Consider the following 23,020-nt stretch of genomic DNA (forward strand, 5'->3'; position numbering starts at 1 on the left):
AATGTAATCGAAACTTTATAAGATACAAGAAATAATTTAGCTAAAAAACTTTTGCCCTTAAGCAAAAGTTTTTGTAAATAATTGTATTCTCATATCAGAGATAATATTGAATAATTGTCGTCAACAGGCTTACAATTATGAATAATGTTGCTACAAAGAATAATAACTCTTCAACCTTTTCTTTTTTACATTCTTTTACGACGAGACCGCTATCTTGAATGCTTAACCTAGCAGAGATACTTGCAGTCAAGGCAAGTAAAATAACAACTCCTGAGAAGTACCGTCCTTGGATTCCCTTAATCGACATATCCGTTATTTCTCCCCACATTAAATACGCAGTCATTAGAATTCCAAAGATAATACCTAATGAAACCAACCAAACACCCAGTTTACTAATTTTATTCATTTTAGGTGCCTTCGGAGAAACTAAAATCACAATACTTATGAAAACTAAATAGAGCCAAATAAAAGCTTTTACATCATACGCAAGCCAACCAAAAGTAAAGAGAGACTGGAGTTTAAAAGGAATAAAGTTTACACCTTCTTTTACCATCATTCGAACAAACTCAGGCATATTCTCAATTGTATATTTTATTTTCTCTATTGGATTTATCTTAGGATTTACATTAATAACATTTAAGTTTAGGCCGCTAGTTATTTTTAACCAAAGTAAACTACACAAGGCTGCCGTTCCTATCAATAATACTACCATTAAATACTTCTTCCGAGACATCTTCTCTTTAGGAATGAATAAAAGTAAGCCAATTAATAACACATACGGTAATTTAGACAAGGCTATTAATACAGATAATAGGAAATAAATAAATAAATCTTTATAACTAACCTTATCCTTATCTAAGAAGGAATAAAACAGGCCAATTGCTAAAAATATAAGGCCATTGGCCACTGCATCCTGGTTAAAGGAAGCAGCAATATAAATATTGATTGGAACAATTGCTAATATACCAAAGATTTGCTCTCGTGGACCTGATTTTTTAACAGCTAATCTACATAGGAGAGCAAAGGCTAATAGATTAAAAAACCTACCAAGTAAAATGGACGCGGAAATACTTAAATGGAATACCTTGGCTATCAATATCCCAAAAGTTTGTGGTATATAACTGACAAAGGAATAACCATTTGTATTAGCTAAATTATTGTACTGAACTTTTTTTGAAGACACTTCTTTTCTTCCTAAATCAGTGTTCACTAAAGGTTTTTTGAAAAATTTTTCAACATCAGAAATATCTGACGAAACTAATAAATCCTGTTTATTGCTAGGTAAATAAAGATGCCCCTCACTAATGTACAAGGCTCTTGAATAATGAAAATTCTCGTCTGGCGAATCCATTACAGGAGTAAAAAAACAAAAGAAAGATCCTGTCAGCATTATAATCGAGAAAACCTTGTTATACACTTTCCCCTTTATAAATAATAGAGCGCTTAAAGAAAGCCCCAGTAATAGAAAAGTTTTCTTTGGAAGAAATGCTAAATGTCCATCTAAGTATACATAAGTTATAATCAATGTTACCCAAATAGCAATTAAATAATATTTTTTTTCATATAGTTCTTTAAGAAAAGAATGCGAAAATTTAGATAATCTTTTTTTCATCTCTTTCTATTTTTCCTTGTCTAGTTCTTCAAACAGCTGATACCATTGATTTAAAATTATATCCTCTGAATAAGAATCAATAATATGTTCCTTTCCCTTAAGGGCAAGTTCTTCCAATTGATGAGGATTTTGTAGATAAAATTTCATTTTTTCAGCTAATTCTTCAATAGAGTTGTTTACTAGTAGTTCTGGAGTGGCCGATTGAATCTCCTCTACTCCCTGACTACAATTATAAGTTATTGCAGGAGTTCCAGCTACCATAGATTCAACAACAGACATTCCAAAAGCTTCAGATTTTGACGTTAATAGAGTAAAGAATGATTTTTGATAAACTTCTAAAACTTTATTCGTTCTCCCTTTCAGTTTAACAAACTCTTCTAGAGAAAGTGAATTGATTAAAGCTTCTAACTTTTGTTTCTCAATCCCCTCGCCGTAGATTTCCAAAGTGACATCTGGAAAACATTGTTGAATTTTAGAAAAAGCTAAAATAATATGATCAATTTGCTTAACGGGATCCAAGCGCCCAACAAATGAAATAATCGATTTAGCAAAACCAGTTTCGCTGGTAGAAATATTGATATAGCGAGGTAAGGGATTTGCAATTGCCCCCATTTTCTTAATAGGTATCTGATAAGCTTCGCTAATCTGTTTCGAATAGGCATTTGATAGAAAAAGTATCTTATCTAGTTTGGGATACTTGTTTTTAATTAAATAAGGGTAAACAGAATATAGCCCCTTTGAATCAAAAACAAAATCAGCAGAACTATGCATTTGTCCAATGAATATAACTGTATCAGAGTATAATTTTATCACTCTCTCCATCAATAAGTAAACAATTGGATTTGCAAGAATAACAATAGGATCTTTAGCCCTATCTAAGACTTGAATCAAACTTTTCTCTAATTTTTTAGTAATAAATTTTTCCTGGAAAAAGATCCAAGGTTTTTGAAAGAAGATGTCTTGAGAATATAACAATACTTCTTCATAATTTTTTGATGTTTTCTGATAACTTTCACCTGCTTGAACACCACAACCAAATACAGTTACTCTATTTCCGTCAGTTGCAAAACTTTCAGCCAGTTGATCTACAACTCTTTGTACACCTCCCAACCCTCCAAGATGATGGGTTACAAAAATAATATCTCTATTCATTTTCCATTCTCTTTCTAGGTATAGCAATCAGATACATTGCCCCGTTTCCTATAACATAAACTAACATAACAATAAAAAAACTAATCGCGGCACCAAGCATACCTTTTTGATAAATAAATGGTTCTGTGATCAATTTAGTAAGTATCAAAAGAACGATATACAAGCCAACTAAAAGATGCTGTTTACGTATAATCGTTAAAATATTCTCAAAAACAATTGCTAAAGCATATAAAACTCCTGAGAATATAAGAATAGTAAAAGGAAGTGCATATTTGTTTAAATCCACGCCAAATATTAAGCTAAGTACAGGCACACCGAATAAATAAGCTATAAATGTGACGAACAAACCGCCTAAAGATAGGAATCCTAATAATCTTTTTATAATTAACGAGAATTCTTCATATTCTTTTTTATTCCATAAAATGGCTAATTTTGTAATAAGGGGTCTAACAATTAAAATAATAAGACTCATAAAGAACACAGGCATAAACAGAATATTAAAATCACGTTGCATGCCAGTTTGTAAAAAGCCCTGATTAAGACCTTTTTCAATGATTATTTTAGGCTCATTTAAAATATATAACAAAATAAAACCATTTACAAATAGCGGCCAACAAGCTAACAATATATCCTTTATATCTTTTTTATAGCGAGTAGACAACAATTCTCGGATCTGAATTTTTTCGAAATATGCTACAAAACGCATCTCGTAGGAAAAAATGAGTAGTCCATTCCACAGAACTAAAGAAAGCAAAGCAAGCAGAACAGACTCTGCTAATAGCAATGTTATTAGCAATACTAAAACACTCGTAGAATATCGAATAAACATTGTTTTACCAGCAATGTCCATACGCTCTCTTTGCTGAAACAATCCTTGAAATAGATCTGATACTGCATCCCACATGCGATAAAGAATCATAAGAAACGTCATTAGAAGAGTTTCTAATGAATAACGGCCTTCTCCGACAATATATAAATAGGGATACAATGTAACCAACATCGCTAAAATTGTTATCAACCTAGTTTGAAAATATCCTATGAAAGAATGCTTTTGATTCACATCCGTTCCTTGATAATTTCTGACTTGGAAAAGTCCGATAACAATCCAAAGAGTCCCAATGGAATTCGCCAAGCTAAATTGGTCTGCTACTTTGGCAGAAGTTAATCTTGTTACAATCAGTAGATAAAGGACAGAAACTCCTGAAGCCGCTAAATTCCCCAATAAATTCCAAAAATAAATCTCTTTAGCAGAAGGATTAGTTTTTATTTTCATCTTTCTCCCTCAGTGCGATTGTTTGAACTAAATTTTTAAATTTCGTATCTAATTTTGATAATTTAATAGTGAGTTGGAATTGATTGATGAGTAATAAAAAAATGACAAATAAAAAGATAAAATTGACTGCTGATACAATTCCTAATGCACTTGCAATTGCTTCCGCTAAACTTGGGAAGATGCTAAATACTAATAGAATTAAAGAGAAAAACACCCAAAATATAGCATCGTTGATTTGAACTTGTGATTTTCGAATGCTACGTAAAATAAAGGCACAAGTCATAATAGAGACAAAAATCAATACAATTTGAAACCAAATAGTCATTTAATGTCTACCCTCTCTTTCTGAAATTCTGAATAATCAAGATAGATACAAACATGTGCGTCATATATTGAATAGAGCGAGAAAGTGTCAGATAACTCTCACCAGCTTGCCTCTCTTCCATTCGTACTTGGGCTTCTGCCACTTTCACACCATGGCGAATTAGATATGAGACGGTATCTGGCTCAGGTCCATAATTGATATTGAGAGCAAATTCTTTGATAAGTCCTTCAGAAAACATCCGCATACCAGAGGTTGGATCGTTGATTGTCTTTCCTGTGGTTAATTTAATGGCTGCACTAATGAGAATATTCCCCATCATCCGCAAAGACGTTTCGCGCTTTTCCGTCACAAAACGAGATCCGATAACCATTTCATAGCCTTCATTCATTTTTGCTTCTAAAACTGAGATATACTCAGGCAAATGTTGACCATCTGCGTCAAACTGCACTGCCTTTTTATATCCTTGCTCATAAGCATATTGAAGTCCTGTTTGAAATGCGCCTGCCAATCCTAAATTGACCGGCAAATCCACAATATTATAACCGTTTACATGGCAAATAGCTGATGTTCTATCCTTTGATCCGTCATTGATAATCACATAATCATATTGTGAATAATTCAAGATAATATTTTTTACAACATTTTCGATAGAGCCTTCTTCATTGTAGGCAGGGATAATAATCAATAAATCCGAAGATTTCACTTAATCTCATTCTCCTTAAAAATTATATAACCCCATTATACTATATCCACACGGCATTTTCTACTATTTCCATAAAAGAATCAAGAAATTTACTATAAAGACAAACCAAAATCACTCATCATGCAAACGAGTGATTTTGTGCTAATGTCAAGAAAAGCTCTGCATAATTCTCTAAAAAGAGTTCCTCTGCACTATAAATTATCTGAGATTTGACGGATGAGAAGCCACTTTGAGACAGTTTTCCTTCCAAATCAGCAAGATGAAAGCCATGATGATTTACGTCTGTTTTAACAAAATCTGCAATAAAAAGCTGTCCGTCCTCTACAAGATGATTTCTAAACATTGCTAGAGTCTTCTCAACATTTGGCATATGATGAAGAACACGACTAACCACGATGATATCAAATAATTGGTTTAATGGGTTTGTCAACAAATCCTGCTGCAACAAATAAACATTATCAATGGCTTGCTTTTCCACTTTTAGGCGAGCTTGCTCAAGCATTTTATCTGAAATATCAACAAGCGTGACTGACTTGGATTGTGCCGCTAATGGCAGAGTCACCAAGCCTGTACCACCGCCAAAATCCAAAATGCGCTTGTCAGAAAAATCTACTATTTGTTTCTCCACTTCTTTGCAAATGAGATCGGCAATAAATATATTTTTTGGAGAATCGAATGATTCTGCCTTATGATTAAAATGATGTTCCATATTTTTAGTTTAACAGAAAGTAAATCATTCTTCCAGAAAAATGCTTAACTGGTTTTCTACTTTTTTAGTAAGCTTACTTTCAAGTCATCACGCAAAAACCTCAGAACAGTGAATTCTGGTCAACTTCCACAAGGCTGATTAGGTACTTCTTACGAGTTTGACTAGGAAACAAAATTAACCTTACCTCGCAAGCATTATTCGCAACTTCAACGCAATGTTTTGAACAATCAACTACTGTGCATCAAGCTTATTTCTATTTAATAAGCGAGGCTGAGAAACTATATCCCAGCCTCGTCTACTATTTGACATATTTTTTATTTAGTCATCAAATCCATTTGGGTGTTTGCTTTGCCAATGCCAAGCATCTTGACACATACGCGTAATATCAAATTGTGCTTCCCAACCAAGCTCTTCTTTTGCTTTTGTAGAGTCGGCATAGCAAGTTGCAATATCACCAGGGCGGCGGTCAACAATCTTGTAAGGAATTGGTTTGCCGACTGCTTTTTCCATATTTTGGATAATTTCTAAAACAGAGTATCCTTTACCGGTACCAAGGTTATAGATATTTAGACCAGCAGTTCCTTCAATTTTTTGCAGAGCAGCCACATGTCCTTTTGCCAAATCCACCACGTGAATATAGTCACGAACGCCGGTACCATCAACTGTTGGATAGTCATTGCCAAATACTTGCACTTCTTTTAATTTTCCAACAGCAACCTGCGTCACATATGGCAAGAGATTATTTGGAATGCCATTTGGATTTTCACCCAAATCACCACTTTCATGAGCACCAATTGGATTAAAATACCGAAGCAAGACAACATTCCAGTTTGCATCAGATTTGTAAATATCCGTCAGCATTTCTTCAATCATCAGTTTTGTACGTCCGTAAGGATTGGTGACTGACAGAGGAAAATCTTCTAAAATTGGAACGGTATGAGGATCTCCATAGACAGTTGCAGAAGAGCTGAAAATGATATTTTTGCAATTGACTTCTTCCATAACACGTAGCAATGTCAATGTTCCTGTAATGTTGTTTTCGTAATAAGTCAATGGAATTTGTGTTGATTCACCAACTGCTTTCAACGCTGCAAAATGAATCACACCTGTTGGTTGTTCTGCTTTAAAGATTTCAAGTAAGGCTTTCTTATCACGAATGTCCACTTGATAAAATGGAATTTTTTGACCAACAATTCGTTCTACAACTTCTACACTTTTTTTGCTGCTGTTCACTAAATTATCAACAATAACAACTTCGTGTCCAGCATTGATTAACTCAATAACGGTATGCGTTCCGATAAATCCGGCTCCACCTGTTACTAAAATTTTATGTTTCATGATTCTCCTTTTAAGACAAAACTTCAATAGTTACTTTTTATTTTAATACTTTTTGAGTCTTGGCATAGTTGGCTTCGACAGCTTCCTTTTCAGCTTTCCACCAATCTTGGTGATCCGTGTACCACTTGATTGTTTCTTTCAATCCAGCCTCAAAGTTGGTAAATTCTGGTTTCCAACCTAGTTCATCACGCAACTTGCTAGCATCAATAGCATAGCGCAAATCGTGACCCGCACGGTCTGTTACATGGTCGTAAGCGTCAGCTGGTTGTCCCATTTCTTTGAGAATGAGCTCTAGCACTTCTTTGTTATTCTTCTCACCGTCTGCACCAATTAGGTAGGTTTCACCAATCTTCCCTTTTGTGAGAATGGTCCAAACCCCTGATGAATGGTCATTAGTATGAATCCAGTCACGAACATTCTTTCCTTCACCATAAAGTTTTGGACGAATGCCTGAAAGGATATTGGTAATCTGACGCGGAATGAATTTTTCGATGTGTTGATATGGTCCGTAGTTGTTTGAACAGTTAGAGATGGTGGCCTTAACACCGAAAGAGCGCACCCAAGCCTTGACAATCAAATCAGAAGCTGCCTTAGTTGAAGAATAAGGTGAGCTTGGATTGTATTTGGTTTCTGGGGTGAATTTTTCACCCGGTCCTTCACCATGCCCCGGAAGATCTTCACGAAGAGGAAGGTCACCATAAACTTCATCAGTAGATACATGGTGGAAACGAAGATCGTATTTACGAGCCGCTTCAAGAAGCGTATAAGTTCCGACAAAGTTCGTATCAATAAACGGACGTGGGTCATTAAGTGAATTGTCATTATGACTTTCGGCTGCATAGTGAACAATTGCATCCGCATTCTTAGCTACTTGATCAACAATTGCTGCATCTGCAATATCTCCAACGACTAACTCCACTCGGTCGCCTAGAATTTCTTCAATGTTGGCACGATTACCAGCATAAGTTAGCTTATCCAGAACTGTGATATGCACATCTGGAAAGTTATTGTACACATAGTGAACAAAGTTAGAACCGATAAAGCCAGCACCACCTGTCACTACAATATTTTTATATTCAGTCATGAAAAGATTTTCTCCTATTTTCTGAGGGTATTATAACATATCTTTGGTCAAAGGTTTAACATCCTTAAGCATTGGATGATTCTTATCTGCTTCAGAGACTTCTGCCTGGTCAAGACTTTCCCATTCAATCCCAAGAGCAGGGTCAGCATAGTTGACAAAGGCATACTTAGGTTTTAATTCCAATGCCCAGTAGTCATTGACTAAATAGCTATAAGAAACCGTTTCTGACAATACTTGAAAGCCATTTGCTACACCGCGAGGAACGAAAATCCCTTTGCTGGCATCAATAACCGTTTGGTAGGTATTTCCGAATGTTTCCCCTTCACGCAAATCAACCCAAGAACCGAGAACTTTTCCGCCATCTGCGACAGAAATGTACTTGTCCCAAGGTTCTGCATGGAGTCCACGGAGCACATTTTTGCGGGAAAAGCTGACATTGTTTTGAAGCTTACCTTCTGCAAAAAAGCTTTCTGGAAAACCAAGGGGCACCATTTTTTCTTTTTGAAAGTTTTCCTTGAACCAGCCACGATTGTCTCCATGTACTGGAATATCAAATTCCAGCATGCCAGGAATGGCTTCAATCTTACGAGCTGCTAATTTTTTTTCAAAAAATTGTTCAGACATGTTTTATTCTTCTCCAATCAAGCGCAATAAGTAATGACCGTATTCGTTCTTTTTAAGTGATTGTGCCAAATCATGCACTTGTTCTTTGGTAATATAACCCATACGGTAAGCAATTTCTTCTAAGTTTGCTACTTGCACATTTTGCATACGTTGAACGGTTTCAATGTATTGAGCCGCTTCTAACAAGCTCTCATGTGTACCGGTGTCCAACCAAGCAAAACCACGTCCCATAAGCTCAACAGACAAATCGCCGCGGTCTAAGTAAGCCTTATTGACATCAGTGATTTCCAGCTCTCCACGTGGACTAGGCTTGATATTTTTAGCAATTTCTACTACGTCATTGTCATAGAAATAAAGTCCTGTAACTGCATAGTTAGAACGTGGTTGTTCTGGTTTTTCTTCAATAGAGATTGCATTCATATTGTCATCAAATTCAACCACACCAAAACGTTCTGGATCTTTCACTTGGTAACCAAAAACAGTCGCTCCTTTTTCCTTCGAAGCAGCCTTTTGAAGCATTTTGCTAAGGCCTGGTCCATGATAAATATTATCACCTAAAATCAAAGCCACATGGTCATCACCGATAAAGTCGGCACCAATAATAAAGGCTTGAGCCAAACCATCTGGACTTGGTTGCTCAGCGTAAGAAAGTTTGATGCCAAACTCCGAGCCATCACCCAACAAATCCTCAAAGCGAGGAAGATCTGTTGGTGTTGAGATAATCAAGATATCCTTGATACCAGCCAGCATGAGGGTTGACAATGGATAATAAATCATGGGTTTGTCATAAACCGGCATGAGTTGTTTAGATGCAGCTCTAGTCAAAGGATATAAACGTGTACCAGAACCACCTGCAAGGATAATACCTTTCATAATGAGTTTCCTCTCTTAAATGTATTCTCCTTATTTTACCATTTTTGAAAGCGGATGTCATCCTTCAAGAAAGAGAGCATTTTCATTCAAGGCTTTTCATACTTAATAAAAATTAAAAACGGAACCAAAAATCTGCCAAGATAGAACTGTTGTTATCTAGGCAAACTGATAAAATAGACGCCTAATTTTAAAAAAGCATCTGCTATCCCAAAGCCACATCCAATACCATCATCAGTACAAAGCCCACCATGAGACCTAAAGTTGCAACATCTGTATTGCCATTTGTCTGAGAATCTGGTATCAACTCCTCCACGACGACGAAAATCATAGCTCCCGCCGCAAAAGACAGGGAATAGGGTAGAATAGCCGTCATTGTCATAACCGCATAAGCACCAAGGACAGCTCCGATAGGCTCAACAATAGCCGACATTGAACCCCAGTAAAAAGCTTTAAGACGCGATTCCCCGTCTGTCCGTATAGGAATGGACAAGGCTGCCCCTTCCGGCACATTTTGGAGACCGATTCCCAGAGCCAGACCTACAGCTCCGATAAAGACTTCTGGACTGGAATTGCTGGATAAGGCACCAAAGGCCACTCCTACTGCCAAGCCTTCTGGAAAATTGTGTATGGTAATAGCCAGAAAAAGCAGGGCCGTTTTGGACAGTTTATTCCGGCTGTGCTCCGGCAGACTTTCTGCCTCAGATACATCCTTCTTGCTAAGGTGTAAATGAGGTACTACCGCATCAATAAAGCGCAAGAAGAAACCACCCAACAGAAAACCAAGGGCGGCTGGCATCCAGGACCACACTCCATAGTTACCTTTTGCATACTCAATTGAAGGCTGCAAGAGCGACCAAAATGAAGCTGCAATCATGACACCAGCTGCAAATCCCATCATGATATCCAGCAGCTTACGACTGACTGTTTTAAAGAAAAAGACAACCGCAGAGCCTACAATGGTGCAGCTCCATGTAAAGAGTCCCGCCAAAAAAGCCTACAGCACCACAGGCTGCTCCTGCAACCAGTTCATAACAACTTCATATCCTCATTATCTTTCATCATACAATATCGTCTTGGTTTCTTTGATGCAATGGTTCTCTTCATCCCAATAGTGAATCCGCTCAAAGGAGCCTTTTCGCCAGTACAAAGGAAGCCTATCTCTGATGTCGTCCTGCATGTCGAGCTGGTCCAGTTCATCAATTGACCACCATTTTGGCTGACCTTCCCGTGATTCCGTTAATAGTTCCCCATCAAATTCCTCGCAGAGAAAATCATAATAGACATAGCGCTCTGCTTTTGTTTGATTGGTAAAACCCGAAATGCCTTTAAGCTGTAAATTCAAAGCTGTCAGCCCCGTTTCCTCTTTCAACTCACGAGCTGCTGCTTCAAAAAGAGATTCTGGAAACTCAACTTTCCCACCTGGCTGAATCCAACCTTTAAAATCGTCATGCTGCCGATTGAGCAAGAGAACTTGATTCCCCTTTTTCACACAAATATTGACCCAATTTAAATTTTTTTCTGTCATCTATTTCTCTTTCTTAATATATCTTTCAATAGGATAATCCGCTGGATTTAAACTGCCACTTTTTCCCTGAACCATCTGAGCTAAATGATATCCGATGAGAGGACCCGTCGTCAAGCCAGAAGAGCCTAAGCCACTAGCTGCAAATACCTTCTGAAGATCTGGTACCTGACCAAAAAAGGGAGAAAAGTCACTAGTATAGGCTCGAATTCCGACCCGTTCGCTCATTCTGTTTGCTTGAGACAAGCTAGGAAAATAGTAAAAAGCTTCCTGTTCCATTTTATCCAGCAAGTCTTTATCCACTCTTAAATCATAGCCCATTTCATTTTCGTGAGTAGCGCCCATACTGATTTTGCCATTTTGAAAAGGAATAATATCTAGCTCTCCTTCTGGCATGACCACTGGATAATCATTTGTCACCAGACCAGTCTGATAATCTCGTAATTGACCTTTTTGTGGACAAACATCCACTTGATAACCTAGTGGTTTCAACAGCTCAGGCAACCACGCTCCTGTTGCTAATATAACTTGATCAAAACAAGAACGATTAATCCAGCAAGCATCATCTCGAATATCCAAATTTACTTTCTTTTGGATTAGGTTTGCACCACTAGCCGCAAGCAGAATCTGAGTCAATAAAGAACCGTCCACGCGTGCTCCTCCAGAAGCATAGAGCAGCCGGTCAAAACCTTGAAGCCCCGGAAAGTACTCCATTGCTTCCGCTCGTGAAAATAACTGCAAGTTACCAATTAGTTGCGACTCATGCCGCCGTTGGTTTGCTAACTCATAGAGCGTCTCCAGACTTTTCTCTTTTTTCTTCAACAAAAAGACGCCAGTTTGCTGATAAAACTTCGTTGCAAAACCGTCCTTCTGTAAATCAGCTATCAAATCCAGATAAAAATCTGCTCCCAGTCGTGCCATACGATACCACGCTTTATTACGCCGTTTGGAAAACCATGGGCTGATAATACCAGCTGCTGCCTTGGTTGCCTGACCTATTCCATGATCAAAAATGGTCACCTGAAAGATAGAATTTTTCGATAGATAATAAGCAGCAGTCGATCCGACAATCCCTGCTCCGATAATCGCTACTTTTTTCATACAATTTCCTACTTAGATATGTTTAAACGGATTTGTAGAAACCTGACTGGCTAAAAATTCAACTTCCCAGCCCTCTTCTACTTTCCAGTCTTGAAACTTTTCAACTAATTTTTCCACAAAGAGCACTTCTATATGATGACCCGGATCCAAAGCTAGAAGCCCCTCGCTCAGCATATCCTGCGCTGTATGGTAGTAAATATCACCTGTAATATAAAGCTGAGCGCCCTGTGCTAAAGCCTCCTTGTAAAAGGACTGACCACTGCCACCACAGATTGCTACTTTCTCAATCATTCGATCCAGATCCACAGCCGAATAAGTCACCAAACGCAAACTATCCAGACCAAAAGTTTCCTTAACCTTGCCTGCAAAGTCTCCAAAAGTCTGAGGTGCAATCTTGCCAATACGACCAATGCCGTGTTCAGGAACCGTTTCGCTAAGATAATCCGTATCAGTGATTTCTAGTAGATCACAGAACCAGTCATTGAGACCGTCATCCACAATATCAATATTGGTATGGCTGACATAGACTGCAATATCGTGCTTAATCAGATCGATGTAAATCTGATTCTGAGGTCGGTCTACCACTAAATCCTTAATAGGCCGAAAGATCGGTGCGTGCTTAACCAAAATCAAATCTACATCTTTTTCAATCGCCTCTGCAACTGTCTGCTCGCGAATATCCAAAGCTACCAGTACTCGCTTAACTTCTTTATTCAGAGTTCCAATTTGCAGTCCACAGACATCTCCCGTCATGGACAGCTCCTTAGGACAGTATGCTTCATAACGGTTAATAAATTCACTTGCTAGCATGCAGTACCTCCTTGATTTGCTTGATTCTTTGGGACATAGCAGAGCGTTCCGTTAGATTTTTCTCAGGGATTTTAGCCAAAGCTTTTTCCAGCTTGTCTACTTCTCGCTGCCATTTATCTAGAAAAACAGCTGATTGCTCTCTCATTAGATAAGGTCCGAAGCGTTCTTGTTCAGCATTCAACACTTGATACCCCTGTTCAGCTATCATTATCTCGTAAAATTTCCCATTTTCTTCCACAATAGCTTCTTCTGTAATTTGAAAATCATGACCACACAACCACCTGCGAAGTTCATCTTCCCGATTGTTAGGCTGAAGAATCAGACGCTTAACAGATGCCAATTTCGCACTGCCATTGTCTAAAATATCTGCTATCAATCCTCCTCCCATTCCTGCAATAACGATAACATCAATCTGATCTTCTACTTCAAAAGCTGCTAAACCATTTGCCAAACGAACAGAAATTTTATCAGACATCTGATTATCTGCTACATTTGTCACCGCAGACTGATAAGGTCCCTCAACAACTTCACCAGCAATGGCTGAGGAAATTTTACCCTGCTGAATTAGATAAATCGGTAAATAAGCGTGGTCACTTCCTACATCCAAGATTTTGGCATCCCGTGGTACAAAACCAGCTACTTTTCTCAAACGTTTTGAGATATTCTTTACTTGCATGATAACTCATTTCTAAAATAATCGTTTCACTTAGTATATCATTTTTAAGGAACTAAAAAAAGAGTCTATTCCAAGGGAATAAACTCCGATTTCTTAATCTCGCCACAAATCCATAGCCTTCAAAAAATCATCCGAGACAGTGATATTTTGTGGATTTGTCGCCTCACGCTCTTCTCGCTTCGCTTCTACCTGTGCTACTGTTGTAATGCCTTCACGGCGCCAATTCCGCAAAATAGCTTGGATGTATTTCCAGTTTGCCTTTCCATTAAAAACAGCTTCACGAAGAGCAGCAGTAACAAGTTCCGGACTGGTCTTGTCATCTTGAATCGTTTTTGTCAAATCCTCGATTTCAAACGGTGTCAAGAGACGACCTAATTCTTGCTGGAAAGTCTCGACCAAGTCTTTTAAAACATTCTGAGAAATAGCTTGCGCAACGCTTGAGTGATTCTCTACAATTTCATCCAATCGTTCAAGCGCTGGCAGTGCATCAAAAACTGCCTCAATTTCACCATTGAGGGCAATTGTTTTATATTGCAACAATCCTTTTTCTGTCAAATTTGACATAGAGCGATTGACCTCTGCAACGGATTTCCCAATACTTTCCGCAATCTGAACAGGAGAAATCTCTTCTAGCGACGTTGTATTTTGCAAATAGAAAAATTGCCAGACCAAAAAGTCATCACTATTATCAAATATCTCATGAAAATGAAAAAGAAGCTCAGTTGGCAATACTAAATTGCCCGTCTTATACGCTGATAAATAAGTCATAGCACCTCTTATAAATAAGCAAACAAGGAAGCGTCATTTGCTGCATTTTCCCAATCAAATGGCGTTTCTTGATAAACAGCATAATTAATCCAATTGTTGAAAAACAGCGCCGCAGCCAGATTCCATCGTAAACAGGGGACTGAAGTAACGTCATCATTTTTGAAATAATTTTCTGGAATATGCGGATTCAGCCCTTCGTCTACATCACGCAAATATTCTTTTGCCAAGGCCTCGCGATCATATTCTAAATGTCCAAAACTATATACTTCGCGAAGATCACGACTTGCCGCAACGGAGACACCAACCTCTTCTCCACAAGCTAAAATTTCCAAATTACTCTTATTTAAAATATCCTCTTTGCGAACTTCTGTATAACGCGAATGAGGAGCTGCATATTCATCATCAAAGCCGCGGAACAGCAAATTGGGTTTTTCTGGTGTGGATTGGCTATAAATACCGGACAACTTGCGCTTCATCTGGTGTTTGGCAATGCCATAACGAACATAAAGAGCTGCTTGCGCTCCCCAACAAATATGCAACGTTGAGTAAACATGCGATTTGGACCAGTCAATAACTTGTCGGAATTCTTCCCAATAATCTACTGCTTCAAAAGGCAAATGCTCGACTGGCGCTCCGGTGACAATCAAACCGTCAAAATAACGACCCTTGATCTCATCAAAAGTCTTATAAAACGTCTCCATATAGTCCGCATGTGTCGTTTTGAAGGTATGAGAAGTCATATAAAGAAATTCAATCCGAAGTTGCAATGGCGTATTTGCTAAATGGCGCAACAACTGCGTTTCCGTCACTGTTTTTTGCGGCATTAAATTCAAAATCAAGATATTCAGAGGACGAATATCTTGGTGTTCTGCACGCTCATCATCCATGACAAAGATATTCTCAGATCTTAAAATGTCAACAGCTGGTAATTTCTTATCAATTTTAATAGGCATGAAAATATCTCCTTTTGCTTTCTGCTTTTATTATACTGAAAGGAGATATAGTTTTCAATTATACTTTTTCTACAACAAGATATAGCTTTTAGTTATACCTTAATAATGCATGAGAACTTTGTAATCGTAGTTACCAATAGCTTCGCGTCCCTTCAATTCATCCAATTCAATAAGGAAAGCGCAACCTGCAACGATACCACCTAAACGTTCAACCATTTCAATTGTTGCTTTAACCGTTCCTCCCGTTGCAAGAAGGTCATCAACAATCAGTACACGCTGTCCAGGCTTGATAGAGTCTGCGTGCATTGTTAAGGTATCTACACCATACTCTTTTTCATAACTAGCTGAGATAACCTCACGAGGCAATTTCCCAGGCTTACGTACTGGAGCAAAACCAACCCCAAGCTCATAAGCTACCGGACATCCAACAATAAATCCACGCGCTTCTGGACCGACAATCATATCAATTTTCTTGTCCGTAGCATATTGGACAATTTCACGAATAGCATAGCTATAGGCATTTCCATCTGCCATCAATGGGCTAATGTCACGAAATAAAATCCCTTCTTGCGGGTAATTTTCAATGGTTGCAATATAATCTTTTAAATCCATAACTGTCTTTCTATCAAAAAGTTTTTACTCTCTATTATATCATGTTTTTTAGGAAATGGGGCAGAAAACATACTTGCTTTCAAAAAATAGTCACAGCACAGTCATTCTCGTCTTTTGCTATTTTAAAATAATACTTGCAACAATTGGACTGACAATCACATACATAATCCCTGTCACGCCAATAGCTAGACCAGCCATAGCTCCTGCGACTTGTCCATATTTAAAAGCTGTCCCTGTCCCAACAGCATGTCCCGTTCCGCCAAGAGCTAAGCCTACTGCAACAGGATCTTTGATTTTTAAGATTTTTAAAACAGTCGGACCGATCACACTTGTCAAGATTCCCGTTGCAACTACAACTACCAACGTCACCGTCGTCAGCCCTTGCATTTTATCTGTAATTCCAACCGCCATAGCTGTTGTTACTGATTTGGGAAAGAGTGAAATTGCTAAGAAAAAATCCATTCCAAAAGCCTTGGCGACCAGGGCCGTAAAACTAGTATTCACTACCACTGCTACAAAAGTACCAATCAAAATGCTTCTGGCATGGTGTTTCATGAGATGAAATGTTTTATACAAAGGAATTCCCAGTGCAACCGTTGACGGCACAATGAGATTATTCAAATACGCCCCGCCTACGTAGTAATTCTTGTAAGAAATTCCTGTCAATTTTAAAAATACAATGACAAATATGGTGGCTAGAAGTAAAGGGGTTGTCAAAGGATGCGGAAATCTGCGAAAAATCAACATTCCTACCAGATAAGCAAAGATTGATAAAGCCAAACCAAATAAAGGATTGCCCCACAAATTAGACATTTCTTGTTTCTCCTTCTCCGTAGTCTCCTTCAAAGCGATTTTTGATAAAATGAACAACCACGGCAATGACAACTACATTGATCACAATCGCTCCAACAATAATCAAAACAATCGGCAGCAAATAAGGCGCAATGACATGAAATTTATCCATAATTCCGACTGCTGGCGGCAAAAATAAAATGGTCATATTGGCTAATAAAAAATTTCCCACCATACTCACATGCCGCAATCTGAAAATTTTAAATTGCAAAGCCAAAAAAAGAAGAAGAAGCCCAATAATACTCCCCGGAATAGGCAAATGAAAAAGATAGGAAATCCCTTCTCCTATCAAAGAAATTGAAAAAATAATCATCAATTGTACGTATAATTTCACAAGAAACCTCCAAACTTTCTAGTAACAGTCTACTACTTTTCAGAAAAATTTCAATATTTTTCAAAAAAATAAATGAGTGAATCCGTTCTCTTCACTCATTTTATCTTCTAGTAAAAAAAAAACGCCACTAACGTGCGTTTTGTAGTAAAACGGAAGACATGGGATTCGAACCCACGCACGCTTTCACACGCCTACTGCGTTTCCAACACAGCCTCTTAAGCCTCTTGAGTAATCTTCCATATTTAACAATGGAGCCGGTGGGAATTGAACCCACGTCCAAACACCTGCCAACACATTTGTCTACAACCATAGGTTATGTATTGGATTTAACTTCGCTTTGACACATAACTCAAGCCCAAGCCAAGCGAGTCTATCAGTCTCTTATCAAGCCCCTAGACAAGGCTTAATCGTATCTCGCTATTATTAAGACCGGTCATCGAACACGAGCGATCCGAATCTGGTCACGCTGGCTGTTTTTTAGGCAGCTAAAGCGTAAGAATTATTATTTTTTGCAGTTATATTTAACTGGCGCTTTACATCCGCTCGATGAGTCGCAAAATGTGCCTCATAATGCCTGTCGAATCCGTAACGACCCCAAGACATAAAAGTATTATACCATATTTTTTAATAATATTTCAATTTTTAAGTCTATTCTTTTTGAATCTATTATTTTTTACAGGAACTTTTATGCTATACTAAAAAGGAATCTGTTTGAAAGGATTGTTATCACATTATGGTATTGCATCTTATTTGGCTTCTTCCTGCTCTTCTTTTTCTTGTCTTGTTTTATATAGAGCCAAGGCGACTTTTCAATGCTTATCTGCTTAGTATCGTTTTAATTTTATTTTCCGCTATCGTTTCTGGTTTGTTTGTGATGCATATGGAACAACTTGTCAATAGAAATCTGGCAATGCTTTCTTTGCTCATCTTAGCACTTTTCATTCCTTTGAGTGTTATAATTTCAACCATTTATCTCATTTTTAATGGTAGACAGATGATGACCTTTGAAGGTAGGCGTTTAGCAAACCTTCTCTCCCTCTTTTATGGACTCGCTATTGCTCTTTCCCTAGCGCTTACTTTTTTCTTTCCTCATTTTATCTTTCTTCATAAAATCCTATCTCTTACAAATGGACTTCTAATTTATGGTAGCTATCTTTATGTGACCTATATCCTTTACGGTTTTGTTTATAATACTTTTCCCGTCATAAAACATCCAGACTACATCATCATCTTAGGGTCTGGTTTGATAGGAGACAAGGTTCCGCCTCTTCTCGCTCAACGACTTGAAAAGGGGAAGATGATGTATGAAAAATTTCATAACCATCCCAAAATTGTCGTTTCTGGAGGACAAGGTGTCGATGAACCAATAACCGAAGCAGAAGCAATGGCGCAATATTTAAGGCAAGTAGGTATTCCACAAGAAGATATTATAATTGAACAGCAGTCAACCAATACCTTAGAAAATTTGCAGTTTAGCAAAACTATTTTAGACCAAAAAAGTAAGGAAAATTACTATTGCTTGGTCGTCACCAACTCTTTCCACTCTTTGCGAGCAGGTATTTACATGCGAAAGCTCGGCATAAAGGGACGAAGTATCGGCTCTAGAACAGCACTTTATTTTCTCCCGTCGGCTTGGATACGTGAAACGCTTGGACTAATCATGCTTTATTGGAAATGGCATGCCGTTTTTCTTGGATTGTATTTCATTGTTTGGCTTACTAACCTCTTTCGATAAGGCGTAATTTTACTTAACGGAATGAACAATTCGTAGAAAACGATTGAAGCTGTCGACCGAGGCGACAAAGTAAACTGAAACTGGTTCAGACCGTCGACCAGGACGATGAAGTAAACCAAAACTCATTCGCCTCGTCCGCTCGGCTGACACTATAAACCAAAACTAGTTTACTTCGTCCGCCGGGCTGACAGTATAAATCAAAACTAGTTCATTTCGTCCGCTGGGCGGACGGAAGAAATGTCATGCAGTTTTGAAGATTTAGCAAAAAATAGTTGTGAGACAGAGCAATTGCATTTTAGCTTTATGTCATCAAAGATAAAAAAACACGAACTCGTCCAGATTAGCTAGCAACTAGTCAAAGACAGAGTTCGTGTTTTATTGTTTAATTGGAGTTTTCTTTTGCTCCTTTATTCGTTAGGCTTCTTTCTTAGCAAACTGACTTGTATATAAGTCGTAATAGAAACCTTTATCAGCTAAAAGCGATTCGTGAGTTCCTTGCTCAATGATTTGCCCGTCTTTGAGAACCAAAATCTTGTCCGCCTCTTGAATCGTCGATAAGCGGTGAGCAATGACAAAGCTTGTTCGTCCTTGCATGAGGTTCTTCATCGCTTTTTGAATCAAGAGCTCTAGGCGTGTATCAACGGACGAGGTTGCTTCATCCAAAATCAAGATTTTTGGATCGGCTAATAATGCTCGCGCAATGGTCAGCAATTGTTTTTGTCCTAGCGAAATATTGCTGGATTCCTGATTCATTTCCATATTATAACCACCTGGAAGCGTCCGAATGAAATGATCGACATTAGCCGCTTTGGCAGCTTCCACAATCTCTTCATCTGTCGCATTCAGATTTCCAAAACGCAAGTTTTCTTTGACTGTTCCTTCATAAAGCCAAGCATCTTGCAAGACCATTCCAAATTGTTTGTGGTATTCTTGTCGTGATAAGTTACGAATATCGTGACCATCGACAGAAATCGAACCAGCAGTTACATCGTAAAAACGCATGAGCAGATTGATGAGGGTGGTCTTTCCGGCACCCGTTGGACCGACAATCGCTACCATTTCGCCCGGCTTAACTTCTAAGTTAAAGTCTCGAATGAGCGGTTTGTTTTCCACGTATTGAAAGTCAACATGCTTGAAGCTAACCTGACCTGTCAAATCATGCTCCAGCCACTCTTTCACATCTGTTACTTCGTCTGGTTCATCCAAAACTTGGAAGATACGATCCAGCGAAGACTTAGCACTCTGCAATTGCCCAGCCAGTTGCGTTAAGTTTTGGATTGGTTGGTTCACTTGCCACACATATTGTACAAATGCTTGCATGTTCCCAATCGTTAATTGTCCAGAAATGACTTGCAGACCGCCAACAACCGCTACAATCAAATAGGTCAAATCTGAAACGGCGTTCAAAATTGGCATCATCAAACCCGAAATAAAGCTAGCTTTGAAGCCAACTTCTTGGAGATTTTGCGTGATTTCGCGAAAATCTTCTGAAGATGTTTCTTCACGGCCATAGAGTTTCAGCACATTAAAACCGCTCAGATTTTCCTGCACAAATCCGTTCATAGCACCCAGCGCATCTGCTTGCTTTTTAAAATACGGCTGCGATTTCTTTAAGATAAAATTCGCCCCAAAGTAGGTCAAAGGAATGCTGACAATGACAATCAGAGCTAATTGGAAATTGAGGTATAACATCATGCAAATAACTAAAGTGAGCGTCAGAACACCATTAATCACTTGCAGAAAAGATTGCTGAAGCGCATTAGAAACAGTTTCTACGTCGCTGGTAAAACGTCCTAGCAAATCTCCAAATTGATGTTTATCAAAATAAGAAACTGGAATTTGATTGATTTTAGAACTCAACTCATTGCGCATGTCACGTACTGTATTTTGCACTGCATTGGTCATAAAATAATTCGAATAGTAAGCCCCAATTTCATAGAACAAACCACGCAAAAGGTAAAGTGCCATTACCCAAAAGACATATGTTGTGTTTATACTGGCGCCTTCGACTCCTTTTGCTATATCCAGCACATTTCGTGTCAATTCTGTAATAGCAAGACCAAGTACAAAAGGCTCTAGCACGCTCATCACAATACTCACCACCTTCAAAAAGATAGCAAGGATTACTGAGAGTTTATAAACTTTTAAATAACTCCACAAGCGCATAAAACTATGTTGTTTCATCTTTCCCTCCTATTCTTCTGTTAGTGATTGACTATTAAGCTGAGAATTAGCAATTTCGCGATAGATATCGTTTTGTTGCAACAATTCTTCATGTGTTCCGCGCCCGACAACTTCTCCCTTATCCAGAACAATAATCTGATCTGCATCCATAATGGTTCCCACACGTTGTGCTACAATCAATACAGTAGCATTTTGCGTAACTTCTTTGAGTCGACTTCGAAGAATGGCATCGGTCTTATAGTCCAATGCAGAAAATGAATCATCAAAAATATAAATATCTGGCTCTTTTACGACTGCCCGCGCAATGGAGAGACGTTGCTTTTGACCACCAGAAAGATTGCTTCCCCCTTCAGCTAAATGGGTTTCAAAGCGTTCTTCCTTACTTTCGATAAAATCTCTAGCTTGTGCTACATCTGCCGCTTGTGTCAATTCTTCATAACTGGCATGTTCTTTCCCATACCGCAGATTTTCTGCGATTGTTCCCGTAAATAGCAAAGCCTTTTGTGGAATGAAACCTATCTTCTGCCGAAGCGCTTTTAGGTTATAAGAACGCACGTCCACTCCGTCCACTAAAATCTTTCCAAGTGTCACGTCATAGAAGCGCGGAATCAATTGCACCAATGAAGACTTTCCTGAACCAGTTGATCCGATAAAAGCAATCGTTTCACCAGGTCTCGCTTTGAACGAAATATCATGTAGCACTGGGCTTTCAGTCTCACCAGGATAAGCAAAAGTAACATTGTCAAACTCTAAATAACCGTGACTGTCTGTCTCCGTAACACCGTCTTCGTTTGGATTGATCGAAATCGGCATTTCCATTACTTCTTTCAAGCGTTCACTTGAAACAGCTGTACGAGGATACATGGTAAACAAGCTAGATAGCAACAAGAAAGACAGCAAAGCATGGAAACTGTATTCGATAAAAGCAACCAAATCCCCAATTTGCAAGTCTCCTGTACCAAGTGGTTTTAAAGCAAACCAGACAATAGCAACAATCATTGCAATGATGATTTGAACAAAGAGCGGTTCTGTCAAACCAGTTAATTTAAATAAGCGATTGGAATTATCCGCATAAATTTCATTTTGTGAAGCAAAGCGCTCTTCTTGAAATTCTTCTCGTGCAAAAGCCCGAATGACACGCAGACCCGTTAAATTTTCACGCGCGTATTGATTGATTTTATCTAACGTTTTTTGTTGCTTTTCTGATAGAGGACGTGTTTTTGTCGCCACATACCAAACGACAATGCCAAGAAAAGGAACGGAAATTGCGACAATCCAAGCTAAGGAAGGACTAGTGAAAAAAATCATCATCACACTAGACATCATCATCATTGGTGTGATGACACCCATTTTTAGGGATTGTTCTGCAAACTGCATCAAAACAAAAGCATCACTGGTAATCCGTGTCACCAAAGACGAAACGCCGATTTGCTCATATTCATGATGCGAATACTCTTGCAATTTATCATACACATCATTGCGCATGTCCCGTACCATGCTCGTCGTTAATTTCCCAGCAGCATAGGCAAGGACAATCCGTCCAAAGACTCCTAGCAAAATGACAATGAGCATCACAATCGCCCAATAATACAAACGATTGCTATCTCCTCGATTAATCCCTTCATCAATCATTCGTGCCAAAACAGTCGGCAAACCGAGATTTACCACAACAAAGAAGATAGCACCAAAGAAATCCAACATCAACCATTTGGGATATTTTTTCAAATAAGACCAAATATACTTCATATTTCTCCTTTCTCCTCATAAAATAAATCCACAA

Annotated in this window: 23 protein-coding genes, 1 tRNA gene and 1 other RNA gene; 1 reads left to right on the forward strand and 24 read right to left on the reverse strand. The window is 38.3% G+C overall.

Annotated features, from left to right (window positions below; all coding sequences use genetic code 11):
* Positions 1-94 precede the first annotated feature (94 nt).
* The 22 genes from HMPREF2634_RS00980 to ssrA all read right to left on the reverse strand — a co-directional run bounded on the left by HMPREF2634_RS00980 (position 95) and on the right by ssrA (position 17,917).
* Positions 95-1,612: a DUF2142 domain-containing protein gene (locus HMPREF2634_RS00980; RefSeq protein WP_021001524.1), complete on the reverse strand. Its 1,518-nt coding sequence runs from the start codon at positions 1,610-1,612 to the stop codon at positions 95-97.
* A 6-nt stretch (positions 1,613-1,618) separates the two neighbouring features.
* Entirely contained in the window at positions 1,619-2,764 is a 1,146-nt protein-coding gene (locus HMPREF2634_RS00985; RefSeq protein WP_021001523.1) for a glycosyltransferase, read from the reverse strand.
* Positions 2,757-4,037, reverse strand: coding sequence for a lipopolysaccharide biosynthesis protein (locus HMPREF2634_RS00990; protein WP_021001522.1), 1,281 nt, complete (start codon positions 4,035-4,037; stop codon positions 2,757-2,759). The genes HMPREF2634_RS00985 and HMPREF2634_RS00990 overlap by 8 nt, the downstream gene beginning before the upstream one ends.
* Positions 4,021-4,362, reverse strand: a complete 342-nt coding sequence (locus HMPREF2634_RS00995) for a DUF2304 domain-containing protein (RefSeq protein WP_003025200.1) — start codon at positions 4,360-4,362, stop codon at positions 4,021-4,023. Before HMPREF2634_RS00995 ends, HMPREF2634_RS00990 begins: the two co-directional genes overlap by 17 nt.
* A gap of 7 nt (positions 4,363-4,369) precedes the next feature.
* On the reverse strand, positions 4,370-5,065 hold the full coding sequence (locus HMPREF2634_RS01000) for a glycosyltransferase family 2 protein (protein WP_006268708.1): 696 nt from the start codon (positions 5,063-5,065) through the stop codon (positions 4,370-4,372).
* Between the two features lie 118 nt (positions 5,066-5,183).
* Positions 5,184-5,774, reverse strand: a complete 591-nt coding sequence (locus tag HMPREF2634_RS01005; RefSeq protein ID WP_021001521.1) for a class I SAM-dependent methyltransferase — start codon at positions 5,772-5,774, stop codon at positions 5,184-5,186.
* A 318-nt stretch (positions 5,775-6,092) separates the two neighbouring features.
* Positions 6,093-7,112, reverse strand: coding sequence for a UDP-glucose 4-epimerase GalE (gene galE, locus HMPREF2634_RS01010; RefSeq protein WP_003025205.1), 1,020 nt, complete (start codon positions 7,110-7,112; stop codon positions 6,093-6,095).
* A gap of 37 nt (positions 7,113-7,149) precedes the next feature.
* Complete coding sequence (gene rfbB, locus HMPREF2634_RS01015; protein ID WP_003025209.1) at positions 7,150-8,196, reverse strand: dTDP-glucose 4,6-dehydratase; 1,047 nt, start codon at positions 8,194-8,196, stop codon at positions 7,150-7,152.
* Between the two features lie 30 nt (positions 8,197-8,226).
* On the reverse strand, positions 8,227-8,820 hold the full coding sequence (locus HMPREF2634_RS01020; RefSeq protein ID WP_003025212.1) for a dTDP-4-dehydrorhamnose 3,5-epimerase family protein: 594 nt from the start codon (positions 8,818-8,820) through the stop codon (positions 8,227-8,229).
* Positions 8,821-8,823: 3 nt separating this feature from the next.
* Entirely contained in the window at positions 8,824-9,693 is an 870-nt protein-coding gene (gene rfbA, locus HMPREF2634_RS01025) for a glucose-1-phosphate thymidylyltransferase RfbA (RefSeq protein ID WP_003025214.1), read from the reverse strand.
* 202 nt (positions 9,694-9,895) lie between these two features.
* Positions 9,896-10,681: a ZIP family metal transporter gene (locus tag HMPREF2634_RS01030; protein WP_003025217.1), complete on the reverse strand. Its 786-nt coding sequence runs from the start codon at positions 10,679-10,681 to the stop codon at positions 9,896-9,898.
* 60 nt (positions 10,682-10,741) lie between these two features.
* The gene (locus tag HMPREF2634_RS01035) at positions 10,742-11,218 is read right to left on the reverse strand and encodes an 8-oxo-dGTP diphosphatase (protein WP_070836114.1); all 477 of its coding nucleotides are present in this window, start codon (positions 11,216-11,218) and stop codon (positions 10,742-10,744) included.
* On the reverse strand, positions 11,219-12,316 hold the full coding sequence (locus HMPREF2634_RS01040; RefSeq protein WP_021001520.1) for an NAD(P)/FAD-dependent oxidoreductase: 1,098 nt from the start codon (positions 12,314-12,316) through the stop codon (positions 11,219-11,221).
* A gap of 12 nt (positions 12,317-12,328) precedes the next feature.
* A complete protein-coding gene (locus HMPREF2634_RS01045) occupies positions 12,329-13,126 on the reverse strand; it encodes a Nif3-like dinuclear metal center hexameric protein (protein ID WP_003025225.1) in 798 nt (265 codons plus the stop codon).
* The gene (locus HMPREF2634_RS01050; protein ID WP_021001519.1) at positions 13,113-13,802 is read right to left on the reverse strand and encodes a tRNA (adenine(22)-N(1))-methyltransferase; all 690 of its coding nucleotides are present in this window, start codon (positions 13,800-13,802) and stop codon (positions 13,113-13,115) included. The genes HMPREF2634_RS01045 and HMPREF2634_RS01050 overlap by 14 nt, the downstream gene beginning before the upstream one ends.
* Before the next feature lie 93 nt (positions 13,803-13,895).
* Positions 13,896-14,570: a DnaD domain-containing protein gene (locus HMPREF2634_RS01055; RefSeq protein ID WP_003025231.1), complete on the reverse strand. Its 675-nt coding sequence runs from the start codon at positions 14,568-14,570 to the stop codon at positions 13,896-13,898.
* 8 nt (positions 14,571-14,578) lie between these two features.
* The gene (metA, locus tag HMPREF2634_RS01060) at positions 14,579-15,523 is read right to left on the reverse strand and encodes a homoserine O-acetyltransferase MetA (protein WP_021001518.1); all 945 of its coding nucleotides are present in this window, start codon (positions 15,521-15,523) and stop codon (positions 14,579-14,581) included.
* A gap of 99 nt (positions 15,524-15,622) precedes the next feature.
* Positions 15,623-16,135, reverse strand: coding sequence for an adenine phosphoribosyltransferase (locus HMPREF2634_RS01065; RefSeq protein WP_003025236.1), 513 nt, complete (start codon positions 16,133-16,135; stop codon positions 15,623-15,625).
* A 117-nt stretch (positions 16,136-16,252) separates the two neighbouring features.
* Positions 16,253-16,948, reverse strand: a complete 696-nt coding sequence (locus HMPREF2634_RS01070; RefSeq protein ID WP_003037392.1) for an LrgB family protein — start codon at positions 16,946-16,948, stop codon at positions 16,253-16,255.
* Positions 16,941-17,321, reverse strand: a complete 381-nt coding sequence (locus HMPREF2634_RS01075) for a CidA/LrgA family protein (protein ID WP_021001517.1) — start codon at positions 17,319-17,321, stop codon at positions 16,941-16,943. The genes HMPREF2634_RS01070 and HMPREF2634_RS01075 overlap by 8 nt, the downstream gene beginning before the upstream one ends.
* Positions 17,322-17,471: 150 nt before the next feature.
* Positions 17,472-17,559: transfer RNA gene (locus HMPREF2634_RS01080), tRNA-Ser, on the reverse strand.
* An 8-nt stretch (positions 17,560-17,567) separates the two neighbouring features.
* Positions 17,568-17,917, reverse strand: a transfer-messenger RNA (tmRNA) gene (gene ssrA / locus HMPREF2634_RS01085).
* Positions 17,918-18,054: 137 nt separating this feature from the next.
* Here ssrA and HMPREF2634_RS01090 point away from each other — a divergent pair.
* The gene (locus HMPREF2634_RS01090; protein ID WP_021001516.1) at positions 18,055-19,056 is read left to right on the forward strand and encodes a YdcF family protein; all 1,002 of its coding nucleotides are present in this window, start codon (positions 18,055-18,057) and stop codon (positions 19,054-19,056) included.
* Positions 19,057-19,470: 414 nt separating this feature from the next.
* Here the strand turns inward: HMPREF2634_RS01090 and HMPREF2634_RS01095 are convergent, their stop codons facing one another.
* Positions 19,471-21,240, reverse strand: coding sequence for an ABC transporter ATP-binding protein (locus tag HMPREF2634_RS01095; RefSeq protein ID WP_021001515.1), 1,770 nt, complete (start codon positions 21,238-21,240; stop codon positions 19,471-19,473).
* A gap of 9 nt (positions 21,241-21,249) precedes the next feature.
* Positions 21,250-22,986 (reverse strand): ABC transporter ATP-binding protein, encoded by a 1,737-nt coding sequence (locus tag HMPREF2634_RS01100; RefSeq protein WP_057489610.1) that lies wholly within the window; start codon positions 22,984-22,986, stop codon positions 21,250-21,252.
* Positions 22,987-23,020: the final 34 nt, after the last annotated feature.

The sequence above is a fragment of the Streptococcus sp. HMSC034B03 genome (assembly GCF_001838575.1).
Classification (GTDB): domain Bacteria; phylum Bacillota; class Bacilli; order Lactobacillales; family Streptococcaceae; genus Streptococcus; species Streptococcus anginosus.

What these genes read in the sequence shown, in the direction of transcription:
- HMPREF2634_RS00980 (WP_021001524.1), bottom strand. Translation starts at nt 1,612, where the DNA reads ATGAAAAAAAGATTATCTAAATTTTCGCATTCTTTTCTTAAAGAACTA.
- HMPREF2634_RS00985 (WP_021001523.1), bottom strand. Translation starts at nt 2,764, where the DNA reads ATGAATAGAGATATTATTTTTGTAACCCATCATCTTGGAGGGTTGGGA.
- HMPREF2634_RS00990 (WP_021001522.1), bottom strand. Translation starts at nt 4,037, where the DNA reads ATGAAAATAAAAACTAATCCTTCTGCTAAAGAGATTTATTTTTGGAAT.
- HMPREF2634_RS00995 (WP_003025200.1), bottom strand. Translation starts at nt 4,362, where the DNA reads ATGACTATTTGGTTTCAAATTGTATTGATTTTTGTCTCTATTATGACT.
- HMPREF2634_RS01005 (WP_021001521.1), bottom strand. Translation starts at nt 5,774, where the DNA reads ATGGAACATCATTTTAATCATAAGGCAGAATCATTCGATTCTCCAAAA.
- galE (WP_003025205.1), bottom strand. Translation starts at nt 7,112, where the DNA reads ATGAAACATAAAATTTTAGTAACAGGTGGAGCCGGATTTATCGGAACG.
- rfbB (WP_003025209.1), bottom strand. Translation starts at nt 8,196, where the DNA reads ATGACTGAATATAAAAATATTGTAGTGACAGGTGGTGCTGGCTTTATC.
- HMPREF2634_RS01020 (WP_003025212.1), bottom strand. Translation starts at nt 8,820, where the DNA reads ATGTCTGAACAATTTTTTGAAAAAAAATTAGCAGCTCGTAAGATTGAA.
- rfbA (WP_003025214.1), bottom strand. Translation starts at nt 9,693, where the DNA reads ATGAAAGGTATTATCCTTGCAGGTGGTTCTGGTACACGTTTATATCCT.
- HMPREF2634_RS01035 (WP_070836114.1), bottom strand. Translation starts at nt 11,218, where the DNA reads ATGACAGAAAAAAATTTAAATTGGGTCAATATTTGTGTGAAAAAGGGG.
- HMPREF2634_RS01040 (WP_021001520.1), bottom strand. Translation starts at nt 12,316, where the DNA reads ATGAAAAAAGTAGCGATTATCGGAGCAGGGATTGTCGGATCGACTGCT.
- HMPREF2634_RS01045 (WP_003025225.1), bottom strand. Translation starts at nt 13,126, where the DNA reads ATGCTAGCAAGTGAATTTATTAACCGTTATGAAGCATACTGTCCTAAG.
- HMPREF2634_RS01050 (WP_021001519.1), bottom strand. Translation starts at nt 13,802, where the DNA reads ATGCAAGTAAAGAATATCTCAAAACGTTTGAGAAAAGTAGCTGGTTTT.
- HMPREF2634_RS01055 (WP_003025231.1), bottom strand. Translation starts at nt 14,570, where the DNA reads ATGACTTATTTATCAGCGTATAAGACGGGCAATTTAGTATTGCCAACT.
- metA (WP_021001518.1), bottom strand. Translation starts at nt 15,523, where the DNA reads ATGCCTATTAAAATTGATAAGAAATTACCAGCTGTTGACATTTTAAGA.
- HMPREF2634_RS01065 (WP_003025236.1), bottom strand. Translation starts at nt 16,135, where the DNA reads ATGGATTTAAAAGATTATATTGCAACCATTGAAAATTACCCGCAAGAA.
- HMPREF2634_RS01070 (WP_003037392.1), bottom strand. Translation starts at nt 16,948, where the DNA reads ATGTCTAATTTGTGGGGCAATCCTTTATTTGGTTTGGCTTTATCAATC.
- HMPREF2634_RS01090 (WP_021001516.1), top strand. Translation starts at nt 18,055, where the DNA reads ATGGTATTGCATCTTATTTGGCTTCTTCCTGCTCTTCTTTTTCTTGTC.
- HMPREF2634_RS01095 (WP_021001515.1), bottom strand. Translation starts at nt 21,240, where the DNA reads ATGAAACAACATAGTTTTATGCGCTTGTGGAGTTATTTAAAAGTTTAT.
- HMPREF2634_RS01100 (WP_057489610.1), bottom strand. Translation starts at nt 22,986, where the DNA reads ATGAAGTATATTTGGTCTTATTTGAAAAAATATCCCAAATGGTTGATG.